This window comes from Brevibacillus sp. AY1 (assembly GCF_029870785.1).
Classification (GTDB): Bacteria; Bacillota; Bacilli; order Brevibacillales; family Brevibacillaceae; genus Brevibacillus; species Brevibacillus invocatus.
Genome location: NZ_JAFLPN010000013.1, coordinates 52,583 through 65,790 on the forward strand (window position 1 = coordinate 52,583; position 13,208 = coordinate 65,790).

General features: G+C 50.1%; 16 protein-coding genes. 2 read left to right on the forward strand and 14 right to left on the reverse strand.

Translation table 11 applies throughout. The features are described from left to right. Positions 1-3: 3 nt before the first annotated feature. From JZI27_RS12710 to JZI27_RS12740, 7 genes are all read right to left on the reverse strand, one after another. Positions 4-984 carry a 5-oxoprolinase subunit C family protein gene (locus tag JZI27_RS12710; RefSeq protein ID WP_280207720.1) on the reverse strand — a complete coding sequence of 327 codons (981 nt, stop codon included), beginning with the start codon at positions 982-984 and terminating at the stop codon, positions 4-6. Beyond that, positions 977-1,873: a 5-oxoprolinase subunit B family protein gene (locus tag JZI27_RS12715; RefSeq protein ID WP_280207721.1), complete on the reverse strand. Its 897-nt coding sequence runs from the start codon at positions 1,871-1,873 to the stop codon at positions 977-979. Before JZI27_RS12715 ends, JZI27_RS12710 begins: the two co-directional genes overlap by 8 nt. 54 nt (positions 1,874-1,927) lie before the next feature. Further along, positions 1,928-3,073 (reverse strand): XdhC family protein, encoded by a 1,146-nt coding sequence (locus tag JZI27_RS12720; protein ID WP_122908156.1) that lies wholly within the window; start codon positions 3,071-3,073, stop codon positions 1,928-1,930. Positions 3,074-3,142: 69 nt separating this feature from the next. Then, the gene (locus JZI27_RS12725) at positions 3,143-4,000 is read right to left on the reverse strand and encodes an FAD binding domain-containing protein (protein ID WP_251245042.1); all 858 of its coding nucleotides are present in this window, start codon (positions 3,998-4,000) and stop codon (positions 3,143-3,145) included. Further along, complete coding sequence (locus tag JZI27_RS12730) at positions 3,997-6,345, reverse strand: xanthine dehydrogenase family protein molybdopterin-binding subunit (RefSeq protein ID WP_122908158.1); 2,349 nt, start codon at positions 6,343-6,345, stop codon at positions 3,997-3,999. Before JZI27_RS12730 ends, JZI27_RS12725 begins: the two co-directional genes overlap by 4 nt. 2 nt (positions 6,346-6,347) lie before the next feature. Continuing rightward, positions 6,348-6,872 (reverse strand): (2Fe-2S)-binding protein, encoded by a 525-nt coding sequence (locus JZI27_RS12735; RefSeq protein ID WP_122908159.1) that lies wholly within the window; start codon positions 6,870-6,872, stop codon positions 6,348-6,350. Between the two features lie 26 nt (positions 6,873-6,898). Beyond that, the gene (locus JZI27_RS12740) at positions 6,899-7,351 is read right to left on the reverse strand and encodes an SRPBCC family protein (RefSeq protein ID WP_280207722.1); all 453 of its coding nucleotides are present in this window, start codon (positions 7,349-7,351) and stop codon (positions 6,899-6,901) included. 241 nt (positions 7,352-7,592) lie between these two features. On the opposite strand from JZI27_RS12740, the gene JZI27_RS12745 reads away from it, so the two are divergent. After that, positions 7,593-8,840, forward strand: a complete 1,248-nt coding sequence (locus tag JZI27_RS12745) for a cysteine desulfurase-like protein (RefSeq protein ID WP_251245044.1) — start codon at positions 7,593-7,595, stop codon at positions 8,838-8,840. A gap of 150 nt (positions 8,841-8,990) precedes the next feature. On the opposite strand, the gene JZI27_RS12750 is transcribed toward JZI27_RS12745, so the two are convergent. From JZI27_RS12750 to JZI27_RS12780, 7 genes are read right to left on the reverse strand one after another with little or no spacing between them, the layout of a single operon-like run. Further along, positions 8,991-9,194, reverse strand: a complete 204-nt coding sequence (locus JZI27_RS12750; RefSeq protein ID WP_280207723.1) for a hypothetical protein — start codon at positions 9,192-9,194, stop codon at positions 8,991-8,993. 27 nt (positions 9,195-9,221) lie between these two features. Further along, positions 9,222-9,359 carry a hypothetical protein gene (locus tag JZI27_RS12755; protein ID WP_280207724.1) on the reverse strand — a complete coding sequence of 46 codons (138 nt, stop codon included), beginning with the start codon at positions 9,357-9,359 and terminating at the stop codon, positions 9,222-9,224. Beyond that, the gene (locus JZI27_RS12760; protein WP_280207725.1) at positions 9,356-9,838 is read right to left on the reverse strand and encodes a hypothetical protein; all 483 of its coding nucleotides are present in this window, start codon (positions 9,836-9,838) and stop codon (positions 9,356-9,358) included. Before JZI27_RS12760 ends, JZI27_RS12755 begins: the two co-directional genes overlap by 4 nt. 5 nt (positions 9,839-9,843) lie before the next feature. After that, complete coding sequence (locus JZI27_RS12765; RefSeq protein ID WP_122908163.1) at positions 9,844-10,074, reverse strand: nitronate monooxygenase; 231 nt, start codon at positions 10,072-10,074, stop codon at positions 9,844-9,846. A 41-nt stretch (positions 10,075-10,115) separates the two neighbouring features. Further along, entirely contained in the window at positions 10,116-10,733 is a 618-nt protein-coding gene (locus JZI27_RS12770) for an enoyl-CoA hydratase/isomerase family protein (protein WP_122908164.1), read from the reverse strand. Between the two features lie 21 nt (positions 10,734-10,754). Beyond that, positions 10,755-11,903: an acyl-CoA dehydrogenase family protein gene (locus tag JZI27_RS12775; protein WP_245996598.1), complete on the reverse strand. Its 1,149-nt coding sequence runs from the start codon at positions 11,901-11,903 to the stop codon at positions 10,755-10,757. Between the two features lie 6 nt (positions 11,904-11,909). Further along, positions 11,910-12,701: a citryl-CoA lyase gene (locus JZI27_RS12780; RefSeq protein WP_122908165.1), complete on the reverse strand. Its 792-nt coding sequence runs from the start codon at positions 12,699-12,701 to the stop codon at positions 11,910-11,912. A 216-nt stretch (positions 12,702-12,917) separates the two neighbouring features. Here JZI27_RS12780 and JZI27_RS25045 point away from each other — a divergent pair, with 216 nt between their 5' ends. Next, complete coding sequence (locus JZI27_RS25045) at positions 12,918-13,169, forward strand: CBS domain-containing protein (protein ID WP_148038730.1); 252 nt, start codon at positions 12,918-12,920, stop codon at positions 13,167-13,169. The last annotated feature ends 39 nt before the right edge of the window (positions 13,170-13,208 follow it).

Sequence of the window (13,208 nt, forward strand, 5' to 3'; positions counted from 1 at the left end):
CTCCTACATCCCGATTTCGATCAATTGAGCGACTCGGCTCAGCTTTTGCTGGACGGCTCTGCGAGCATCAAGCGCATCTTCCAGACTGACTGAGACAAAGCGCACCTTCTCATTGGTCTTTACCTGCGCCATCCGATCCAGGTCACTGCTGATGACCGTCGCGATGGTCGCATACCCACCGCCCGTCACTGCATCGTGCAGCAGTACGATCGGCTCCACGCCGTCTGGAACCTGAATCGAACCGATGGGATACCCCAAGTCCGTCACATTGGAAGGGTTGCTACCTGCGCCAAATGGCTGTTCACGCTCCACAAAATGCAGCTTCTCACCTCTGTGGCGATACCCTGTACGGTTGGCTTCAGGGGTTACTGTCCACTCCGTATCCAAAAATGTTTGCTTGCTCTCCTCTGTCAGCCGATAGCTGCAAAGTCCCACAACGACCCGTATTTCATGTGTTTTGCTGTATGCAGGTATCAGATCCGGGTCAATCCGGGTGCCGACGGGAATTTCTTTTTTCCGCATATCTGCGGTATAAATCACATCCCCTTCCGCCACAGCTCTGCCCTCAAATCCCCCAATTCCGATTAAGGTATACGTTGAACGCGAGCCCATGATCAGTGGTACCGCAATACCCCCTTCAATGGCCAGGTAGACACGCGCTCCGCCTTTTACAAAGTCAAAAGAAAGCTGGTCTCCCTCACGTACCTCCAGCGTAGTCCACATCGGAACAGGCTGCCCGTTGATTCTCGGTGGAATTTCTCCACCTGTCAGGCTGATCTTCATGGCTTTGCCAAATTCCAAAACAGGGCCCAAATAGGTGATTTCCAGCACTGCTGCATTCGGATCATTTCCAACCAGCAGATTGGCGACGGTGAATGCGTATTTGTCCATTGCACCAGAGGGAGGCATTCCGATCTCGTAGTAACCGATCCGGCCACGGTCCTGAACGGTTGTCTGCAGTCCGGGTTTTTTTACGTTAATCATGGTACAACCTCCTTAACGCCCGCTCGGCAAAAGCTTCCAAATCAGAGAGAACTTCACCTGGGGTGAATCGAATCTCTTTTTTGTGGTAGACAAAGCTGCCGTCCTCTACCTGCTCGCGAATCGCCTGATACTCGTCCGCATGAATGCTGCGATAACGGAAGATGTCTCCTTGTTTCGGAAACACGATCGAGTCCTGAAAATCAAATAATGTCTGTTCTTTTTGATAAATAGGTGCAGGGGCAATCCCATACAATTGATAGCCGCCAGCCCCTTGGACAGGATAGATCACGGAAAACGCCCCACCAAAACCAAATGCTCGCTCGGGAGTAAACGTACGTGGCCGTACATACTTGGGCACCTCAATCTGTTTTTCCTGGCGCACCATCTGAAAGCACCACGGCAAACCAGGCACAAAGCCGATCATCGAGACGAGAAAAGGGGCACTGGTGATCGCTTCGATGAAATCATCCGTATTGGCGTAACCATTGATTTTTGCGGAATATTCCAAATCCGTAGAATCTGGAGCCTGATGCCGATCGCGAAAACGCATCAGTGCTTCATGTGTCCACGGATCATTAAAATAGACCGGAACGTCGACTAATCGGGAAGTAATCGTGATCTCGTCCAATCCACCCAAATCACGCTCGATCTGCTGCAGCTTCTCCAGCAATGCTTGCGGGGCGATGATTTCAGGTTCGAATCGCACCATGTAAGAAGCATTGGAAGGACAAATATCATAAACGCCCTCCAGATTTGCTTCTTTCAGCTTACGGGTGATGGCCATTCCTTTAAAGTTTGCCTCCAAGCTCATCGCTTCCGACAACTGGACGAAGATAAATTCATCTCCGCCATACTCGTAACGCGTCTGCAATTGACTAACTTCCTTCACCTCGATCACCTCCATAGACATATGAAACAAGACCAAAATCAAGCAGGCGCAGTATTAGGAAAGAAGGGACACACTTGACGTTTGCGACCTGCGGTGAATGGATGACAGATCGCGCAGAAACCCGCCTTCATGCCCTCTCTGTACTGCCAATATTTCAGCAACAATACTAACTGCAATTTCCTCCGGCGTTTCAGCACCCAGATTCATGCCGATCGGATTGAACAAGCGGGCAAGCTCGCCATCTGTAAAACGTATGCCCTGCTCCTTAAGCGAATTCATGATTCGCTCACATCGCTTCCTCGGCCCCAACAGGCCCACATAAGGTGCTTGGGATCGAAGGGCCAGCTTTAGCGATTCCTGATCTCTTTCCAAATGGTGGTTCATGATCACCACATAGGTCCGATTGCGGATCGGGATCTGCTCATTTTCGTGCGGCCGAACAAGAAGCCGCTGTCTTGCACGAGGAAATCGATCAGTTGTATTGTAGGCCGGTCGCGGATCGATCACGGTAATCGACAAACCGAGAGAAGCCCCCATCTCAGCAAGCGGAATGGCGTCGTGACCAGCTCCAAATATCATCAATTCCGGTGGGGGCTGGTAGACGTCAAAGAATACTTGATGGGTACCATCAGATAAATCACGCCACATGGACTTTGCATGCGGAAGGTTTATCAATTCATGAGCCCATGCAAGCACTTCTTCATTCCAAGCAGATTTACCCAGATCGCCAATGAAACTTCCCGTCTCAGATATAAACAATCTTGCAGGCTCATCATCCCATTTCTCTACCGAAGAAGGAAAAAGGGTGCAGAGAACTCCGGATGTCTCCTCTTGAACCGTTCTCATCCAATGAAGTCGAGGATCATGCTCCTGAAAAGACGATGGAAGCGGTTCTATGTATAGTTCGACGGTGCCGGGACAGCCAAGACCCAGACCCCACACGAGATCTTCCTCCATCACGTACTGCTTTCGCACTGCTAAGGAAGTCTCCATGACTTGCAAGGCTACATGCGCCACATCACTTTCCAGACAACCACCGGAAATCATTCCCGTGGAGTTCCCTTGCTCATCGATAAACATCTTCGCACCCGGATGGCGATAAGCCGAGCCAATAACTCCGATTACCGTCGCAAGCGCTCCTTTACTTTTGGTGCCGTTCGCCCGGTCGATCGCTTCGACAATTTCGATCTGTTCTTGCATCCGCTCACCCCTCACGGTGGATAGATGGCCCATTCCAAGAACAGAATGGACCATCCAGCTGCTCATGGTTTAAAGCAAAATGGAACGTAAAGCTCTTTCGGTATAGACCGTGCAGAGATGCTTGCGATACTCGGCTGAAGCGAAATGATCGCTGCCCATTTCCCCTTCCTCAGCGGCCATTGCTGCTGCCTCCCGAATTCTATCCGGAGTCGGGGAATGCCCGAGCAGCTTATCCTCCACGCTCCTCGCGCGATACGCGATGTCACCAGCTCCATTGATCCCAATGCGAATGTAGGATATCAATCCATCAGGGTCTGTAGCGGCTATTGCACACACACCCACGACGGCGTAACCGGAAGCAGGATGAGCGTATTTCAAGTAGGTGCTTTTCGCGCCATCCGGTGGGATCAGGAATGAAACGGAAGTCAGGATACTGGTTTCCGGTAAAGCTGTCACAAGCGGCCCTAGAAAGAAGCCGTCCGCCTCAACAAGCTCTGCTCCGTCTTCTCCCTGTATCTCCAGCAAAGCCTCAAGGGCGAGAGCAACGCCCGGAATGTCGGCAGCTGGGTCCGCATGAGCGAGGTTGCCGCCAATGGTTCCGCGATTTCGGATTTGGATATCTCCGATTTGCCTGACTGCTTCAGCCAGCACAGGAAGATGCTCCGATACGGTAGGATCCCGAAGAATCTGCTTATAGGAGGTTAATGCCCCCACGACAATCCGATTCTCTTCTTTCCGAACCCCGCGTAATTCCTCTACACTCCCGATGTCGATCAACGTACCGGGTGTAGTCAGCCGAAACTTGAGGAGTGGCACTAGGCTGTGTCCGCCTGCCAACAGCTTTCCTTCTCCGTTGCTCTCCTGCAATAGCTGTATGGCTTCTCGTACAGACTGCGCTTGTACGTAAGAAAATGTGCTTGGAATCATCCGTTATCCCTCCCGCTACGAATAGCTCGCCATACTTTTTCGGGTGTGAGTGGCATATCCAGATTGTGAATGCCAAACGGCTGTAACGCATCCATGACAGCATTGACGACAGCAGGTGGAGCAGCAGTGGTGCCCGTCTCCCCAACACCCTTTGCACCCAATGGATTGACTGGGGACAATGTCTCTGTAAAGGCGGATTCTATCGGTGGGAAGAAACGTGCCTTTGGCATGGTGTAGTCCATGAAGGTTCCGGACATCAGCTGTCCTTGATCCGTGTACACAGCACCTTCCCACAGTGCCTGACCCACGCCTTGGGCAATTCCACCGTGCACTTGACCTTCAGCAAGCAGCGGGTTGATCACACGCCCCACATCGTCAACGGCTACATAACGCTTGATTTCGATCTCTCCCGTATGTTCGTCTACCTCGACTACACAAATATGGGTTCCGAAAGGATAGACGAAGTTGGAAGGATCGAAGAAGGATTGCCCTTCAAGGGAAGGCTCGACACCTTCTGGAAGATTCCACGCGTAGTTTGCGGACTTGGCAATTTCCTGGAAGGTCCTGCATCTGGTCAGATCACCTTTTACTGTGAACTGTCCATTGATAAATTCCACCTGATCCAAAGTCGTCTCCAGCTCGTGGGCTGCGATTCGGCGCGCTTTTTCAATTACGCGGTCTGTTGCAATCGAAACGGCAGCACCACCAACTGCTGTCGCTCGAGAGCCATATGTACCCCAGCCCATGGAAACGCTTTGTGTATCGCCGTGAACCAGCTCAACATCTTCGATCGGAATTCCTAATTTTTCAGCTACGATTTGGGCAAATGTGGTCGCAGTTCCCTGTCCATGCGGTGAAGTACCTGTAAAGACGGACACCGTTCCACGCGGATGGACTCGAACCGTACTGTTCTCCCATACCCCGCCCTGAAACCCTATCGCACCTGCGACTGCCGACGGCCCAAAGCCGCAGAGCTCTACATAGGTAGAAAAACCAACGCCCAGATACTTGCCCTTCTTCCTTTGTTCTTCCTGCTCATTGCGAAATGCTTGGTAATCAAACAACTCCAGGGCTTTATCCAAAGTGAGCTGATAGTTACCGCTGTCGTAGGTGACACCCATTGCATTTCCAAAGGGGAACGATTCTTTGGGGACAAAATTGATTCGTCGTACTTCAACAGGATCCATTCGGATTTTGCTCGCGAACAAATCGATGGCCCGTTCTATTTGATAAGTGGCTTCCGGCTTCCCAGCACCCCGATATGCGTCGGTGGGTGTGGTATTGGTATACACGCCATAGGTGACAACAGCGGCTTGTGGAATGGCATAGGCTCCCGTGACCATCAACCCAAAATCGATCGTCGGACATCCTGCGCCAAAGGTAGAGAGGTAAGCTCCGAGGTTTGCTGTATTCGTAACGCGAAGTGCTGTGATTTTACCATCCTTGGTGCCGGCTAGCTCGACCTCTAGAACCTCGTCTCGACCGTGGCTGGTAGCCATGAAATGCTCCTTGCGCTCTTCGATCCATTTCACAGGCTTTTTCACTTCACGGGCGATGCACGCGACGACGGCTTCTTCCGTATAGGTCGCTATCTTGGCGCCGAACCCTCCACCAACATCAGGGGCGATGATCCGCAGCTTCGTCTCTGGGATTCCGAGCACATTTGCGTATATCAAGCGGTGAATGTGTGGATTTTGCGAGGTGCACCACAATGTCAATTCTCCGCCGCCAGGATTGTATTGGGCAACCGCGCCTCTCGTTTCCATCGGATTGGGGATCACTCGCTGGTTGTAGAGACGTTCCTTGACCACGACTTCCGCCTCTTCAAATACCTGATCCGGAATATCGCCTGCCTTCCACAGCAAGGCCAGGTTATTCGGGACGTCGTCGTGCAATAATGAAGAACCCTCTTGCATGGCTTTCTCCTGCTGGACAACCGCAGGGAGAACTTCGTAATCCACCTCGATCAAATCGAGCGCGTCTTGAGCAATATAACGATCTTTGGCAACGACGACTGCGATGGCCTCTCCAGCGTAACGAACCTTGTCGACCGCTAATGCTGGACGATCCTTTGGCTTCAAATCGCATCCCGGCAAAAACCACATGGCTGGAACAGAAGTCATCTTGTCAGCCAGATCCTGACCAGTGAATACCGCTATCACACCTGGGAGCTGACTGGCTTTGTCCACAACCAGGCGGGCAATTTTGGCATGGGCATGAGGACTACGCAGGAAGGAAGCGTACACCATGCCAGGAAGCTTCATATCATCTGTAAAACAGCCGTTTCCAGTCAGTAAGCGCGGATCTTCCTTTCGTTTGACAGCACTTCCGATCAAGCTAGCCATTGTTACCGAACCTCCTCCACCTTCAACGAATCCGCCATCGCTACTTTCTCTTCGCCTGCCATGATCTGTGCCGCGTGTTTGATAGCATCGACAATGAACTGGTAACCCGTACAACGACAAATAACGCCTTCCAACGCGTCGCGAATTTCTTCTTCAGACGGATCGGGATTTTCGCCCAGAAGGCCGACCGCAGCTATCATGACCCCAGGTGTGCAGAAGCCGCACTGCAAACCATGCTTTTCCCAGAAGCTTTGCTGGATGGGATGCAGTTCTTCTTGGTTTGCGAGTCCCTCCACCGTCGTGATGGATTTGCCATTCGCCTGTACAGCCAGGACGGTACAGGATTTCACCGGATCACCATCCAACAGCACGGTGCAAGCTCCACATTGGCTGGTATCACAGCCAATATGTGTACCCGTCAAATTCAGTTCTTCGCGCAGAAAATGGACCAGCAGCATACGGGGTTCGATTTCTGCTTTGCTGTCCACTCCGTTTACCTTGATGGAGACCTCTACCTGATTTGCCATCGTCACACCTCCTAAAAATCGAAAGCCTACACCTGTGATGTCAACTTCCTCATTTCCGTGTCTGCCGACTTGAAAAATTGGCCCAAGACGAGCTTTGCTACACCACCCATCACCCTTTGACCAACCGATGCCAGGACGCCAGTTACCACCACCTCCATTCGACAATTCAAGGTAACCCCATTTTCCGCTTCATCCAGATGCATGTGAGCTACTGCGTCCACCTCGCCTGGAGCGCCCTTTCCCTTTACCTTCAGACAATAGTAGGAGGGCTCCTGGTGATCCGTCATCTGCACATGCCCTGTAAAATCGCCTTTCACAGGACCGACACTCAGTCCCATCTCGACGTCATAGCTTCCGTCTTCCAGTTGGGTAAAGGATTTGCATCCGGGTATCGAGTGTTTCAGGACGTCCTCATTTTGGATCAGCTCCCAGACAATCTCCCTGGGTAATAAAAAGGTGTGGGCATAGGTTATCTGCACGAAGTTGCCTCCTTTACCGATAAAATTTTAATTCTGAATGTTTAGACAATTTGCGACAAAGTACAACATTCTGGATGACATTCCATCATATTCCGTTCTTTTCACTATAACAGACAAACATATTTCGTACAACCTGGATTGAATGTCGAGTGATCAAAATAGATCAAAATTTTATGATAATTGTGATAATATGAAATGAATGCTCTACTACCCTAATTTCCCATAAAAGGAGACGTGTTGCATGACCAAAACGCTCAGCTCGTTCCCTATTGAAGCCGTACGCCAGCAATTCCCTGCTCTTCAACGAATCTACCAAGGTAAGCCAGCCGTTTATCTGGATGGGCCAGGAGGTTCTCAGGTTGTGAAAGGATCGATGGATGCGATTTACGCCTATATGGCCAATGGTGGCGCGAATCTGCACGGCTCCTTTCCTTCCAGTCAAGAAACAGAAGCGATCATTGCTGACGCTCGGGAGTCTGTTGCCCAGCTTTTTGGCGTCAAAGCTACAGAGGTAGCTTTTGGAGCAAACATGACTACGCTAACCTTTGCCATCGCACGGGCGTTGGGACGAAATTGGGGTGAGGGCGATGAAATTGTCGTATCGGAGCTGGATCATCGTGCCAATGTAGACCCCTGGCTAACCATCGCAGCTGACCGTGGTATGACTGTTCGCTGGTTGCGAGTGAATCCTGAAACCCTTACCATCGAAGTGGACGAAATCGATTCGATTATAACATCTAAAACCAAACTGGTCGCTGTCGGCTTGGCTTCGAATGCCGTCGGTACCATCAACGACATTCCGTTTATTACGAGTAAAGCCCAGGCTGTCGGAGCACTGGTGGCAGTAGACGCGGTACATGCCACCCCACATTTTTTTGTGGACCGCGATCAGCTTGGTGCCGATCTTTTATTGTGCTCAGCTTATAAATTTTTTGGACCCCATGTTGGAATTGCCGTCATCCGTGAAGAGCTATTTGACTCTATTCAGCCTTACAAGCTGTCACCAGCCCCCGCGTCTTTTCCTGACAAGCTGGAAACGGGTACTCAGAACCACGAGGGTATAGCCGGAATCACTCCGGCGATTCAATTCGTCGCCAGCCTTGGTAAAGGAGACACATTACGCGAACAGCTTCGCACCGGATTTGAAGCCATCGAAGAACACGAAAACAGCTTGGCTGACAAAATGAGAGAAGCGCTGCTTGAAATGGATGGCGTTACGCTTTATCAAGCCGATCCCGAAATACCCAAAACGCCGACGATCGCATTTCGCATAGCTGGGCTGTCGCCGCAGGTCGTGTGTCAGCGAATGGCTGATGAACACGCTGTTTTCATTGCAGACGGTGATTTCTACGCCATGACACTAGCGGACAAACTGGGCATCAATCAGGAAGGTGGCTGGATTCGGGCTGGCCTGGCTCCTTATAATACAGTGGAAGAAATCGATCGCTTTATTTTCGGGATTCGTGACATTATCGCTCACCGTGAATAAGTCATTTCCACATAAAAACAACGCTCCTTCAAAAAAAGAAGCGTTGTTTTTTATTGCCTATTCTTGCTCACCCGACGCTGTTGTTCCCGCAGCAGCTTCATCCGAAAGCGTAGCCTTATCTCACTGCCCGGCTTCGAAAAAACCTCCCCCTTACTCCAGCATGCGTTCCACTTGCTTTGGCCTCACCTGACAGCGTACCCATCTGCTCTCAACGCCATCTAAAGTGAACGGCTCCCAAGGCTTGACTTGCTTTTTGATGAAAAAGAGATGGGTATCGCTCCAAGTGACCTCGTCAAAAGGGACCCATACTCCGCCTGAATAATACGTCCATACTGCCAGGTCTGATCCTGCCAACGTTTTCGCCTAGCGCGATTCAAGGTCTTAGTTGCCATTACTGCCAAGAGTGATACGAATGACAGCTCGATCGCGAATGCGAAACAAATCGGGATGCGTCATGTACCAGCTATGCTGCTGGTGGTTTGGCAGAGTCTCCAAATGGAACCATTCTTCGAAGCTCATATGGTATTTCCCTTCACTTGAAAAGTGGTTACAAAGCCTGAGTCCCCATCGATCGTATGCGTGACTGCCGTGATGTAATAGGTTTGGCTTAATTTTTTTCCTAATCCTTTTAATTCGATATATCGTCCTGCGCAGCTCTCTGGCAAGCCAATGGATTCGCACTGTCCACCCAACAATCCCATTGCCATTTTGTTGATTCGCGCCTTGGCAACCGCTTTTCGTTCGTCGGGAGACTCTGTTTTTTTACTGGATTCATATCGGTTGAGATAGTCGCCTATGGCTTGTAAGAGATCCGCACCCGTCTTTGAACTGGAGCCCAATTTCCCAATGTCCGAAGAAGTGGCTTTGGCCTCTTTGATTTCGGTCGTATTTGGCTCCATGCTTCGTACGGTGTAGGTCGCAGCCTGTGAGGTTAGATTGACATCCACAGAAAAGCTGCGCAGTGATATTCCCCAGGTCAAGGAGATGACGGGCTTCATCTGACTTAGCGGCTTTCGAAAATAAAGATGCTTGCCAATGATAAAAAAATCAAAATGAAAGCCAGACGTATTTCCAATCGCAACTCCTCTGGATCATCGAAGGTTGCCGATGTAATAATTCCTAATCCTCCGGTTTCTGATACAGCCCCTGCCAAATGTGCGCGCCCTACACGAAACATTCCGCCGCAAATGATGGGATAGGCAATTCCGAGCAATTCTGTAACACGAGTGCGCATACGACTCTCTCCCTTCCCTGCAAGTTTGATGCTATCTGTTCTTACTGTCCGATAAATCGCGGTGTACGCTTTTCTACGAAAGCTCGCACACCTTCTTCTCGATCCCTTGTATCCAGACACTTGTCGTAATAAATCATTTCAAGTTTTCTCGCCTGATTATGCTCCATGTTAAATAAGGTATCCACGGCTTGATGCACACCAATGCGTCTGGCCAAAAGCCTGGAACCGCCTCCCCCTGGCATGATACCTCGCGTAACTTCTGGCAGTCCAAACATCGCTGTTTCAGCTGCCACCATAAAATCACAGTTGAGTGCCATTTCGAATCCACCTGCCAATGCAAAGCCATCCACTTCGGCGATAATAGGCTGCGGCATATCTGCAATAGTGTTAAACATTTGTTCAAATTTTTCGTGCTGCGCCCGCCACTCCGCTTCGGACAGCCCCAATCGTTCTTTCAGATCTGCTCCTGAACAAAAAGCATGCTCGCTCGATGAGGTGAGAATCACGACTCTTGCATCTGTATCAGCCAAAGAACGAAAGGCTTCGTCAATTTCCATCGCCATCTGGGAATTAAAAGCGTTTCTTGTCTCTGGTCGATTCAAGGTAACAACGGCAACGGTTCCTTCTCCACCCATGCGAGTTGTTTCCACATATGCCATCCGTCTCACTCCTCCCGTTATTTACGAGTACTCCTTGATAAGCTGTCCCGCGATGATGTTCTTCTGGATCTCCGATGTTCCTTCATAGATCTTGGTAATACGAGCATCCCGGTAGTAACGCTCGATGGGGTAATCCTTGATGTAGCCCAAACCTCCGTGAATCTGCACGGCTTTATCTGCTACTCGATTGTATACCTCAGAGCCGTACAGCTTTACCATCGCGGCTTCCTTGATCACGTTTTTTCCTGCATCCACCAATGCTGCGACATGATACGTAAAAGAACGAAGCGTTTCGACGTCAAGTGCCATATCGGCCAAGTAATGCTGAATAATCTGCTGTTCAAGGATTGGCTTGTCAAATTGAATCCGTTCCTTGGCAAATTTCATGGATAATTCCAGCAGCTTTTGTGAAGAGCCAAGATTGCGTGCTGCCAATCCTGCACGCCCGTTAGCCAAAATCTTTAAAGCATTGGTATAGCCCATTCCTTCCTCACCAAGCACATTTTCAACGGGGACCTCGCAGTCTTCAAAAAAGACTTCAGCCGATTGCGACCCCCGCAGGCCCATTTTTTCTTCCCATTTTCCAATTTTTAACCCAGGAAAGTCTTTTTCGATCAGAAATGAGGTGATTCCCTTTGCTCCTTTTTCAGGGTCCGTCACCGCCATCACCGTGAACAGGCCCGCTATGGGAGCATTGGTGATGTAGTGCTTGGAGCCGTTCAACACATAGCGTTCGCCCTTCTTTATGGCCCGCGTCTTCAGATTCGCGGCGTGGGAGCCTGCGCTCGGCTCAGTCAGCGCAAAAGCGCCGATCAGTTCCCCAGTCGCCATCCGCGGAAGATACCGATTCTTCTGTTCTTCATTGCCAAAGTCTACAATTCCCACTGAACCGATGCCGTTATGGGCGCCGATGACGGTCGTAAAGCCGTTGCTGGTTTTTCCGATTTCTTCAAAAATCGCACATTTTCCGACCATATCAATGCCAAGACCACCATACTGCGCAGGAATGCTCAAGCCGAAAAGTCCAATCTCTTTGCACATCAGCATGATGGTGTCCGGGATATGATCTTCGCGCTCGATTTGATCAGCTACAGGCTCCACCATTTCCTCAACAAAGATTCTTACCGCTTTGCGCATCTCTTCGATCTCTTGGCTAAAGGTCACGAGCAAGCATTTTCACTCCTTTTCAGGCTTTTGGTGATGCAGGTATACGGTGTTTTCCTCCACATAGTCGTACAGTTTCTGAGCTGCGCAATGTTTTCGCCCTGACTCGATCTCCTCCACAATGTGTCCAATCAATCCAACCGCTCTGGCTGCTACCGCAAACGATTTGATGACAGAGTAATGGAGCCCCATGTCCGACATCACCGAACCGATTGCACCTGCTACATTCAAGGTAATCGTCTTGCCTTTCTTCTCACAAAACTGCTGGTGAATCTCATTCATCACCTGGCAGTGCAAACCGTAGAAACCTAGTTCTTCTGCAAGTGAAAACAACTTTGGCGTCCTCGGATCTACTGGACGATGGACAGGATGACCGAACCCTGGGATGGATAGCTTTTTCTCTTCCCTCTCGCCGATTACTCGGCTGGCGATTCGTGCTGCATCAGCGTCTTCACAGTAGTTTTCGATGCCTTCCTGCAGCATCTGAGCGACGTATTCCATTGCCCCCAAATAAACGGAGCCGGCCCCTAGCAATCCTGCAGCTACAGCTGCCTGTACAGCCTCAGGCGCCCCGAGATAGGTCAGTCGTGCAGACAAGGAGCTCGGTGTATAGCCATGCTCGCAGATAGCGACCATGCAAGCATTTAGCATTTTGGATTCCGCTGCACTTGGCTTCCGGTGAGCTGCTCCTAAGTAAGCCATATCGGCTAATGTAATTTCACCGATGAGATCCTCTGTCAAATCGTAACCGTGGACGAATATCTTATCTGTGGTCGAGATGCCAATCTTTGTTTCCAGCTTCATCCTTGATTCCTCTCTTTCCCCTTCGTTCTGTATCCTCACTACTATGTGTTGCAAGCGTTGTGCCATATATGACGAGCAGTTTCTCCGCAATTTTTCGAGAACAACTGTAGGGTGTGTCGCATGAATCCTACAAATTGTCTTATTTTTCATACAATACAGATAATAACGTACACATCCTTTACAAATGCGTGTATCATAGTTCGTACAACCTCTTTCATGACCACTAACTTTTCTTTCTTGAAGACCCATAGCTCATTTCGTGAAGCTGTCCTCTATTTCCACCAGAGCAAGGTAGGAATACTCCCGGTTGTAGATGAACAAAACCAACTCGTTGGTGCCATAACACGCTACTCTGTCTTCCGAGCATTGCTGGAAGATATCTCCCTCGATTCAGCTGTTTTCACCCACATGATTCGCGAGCCTGTCACGCTTTTTGAAGATGAAGTTAAACCGCGTCTCCATTCATAACAAGAAATTGCTTCTGACTGCGAAAACGATCTCGCATGA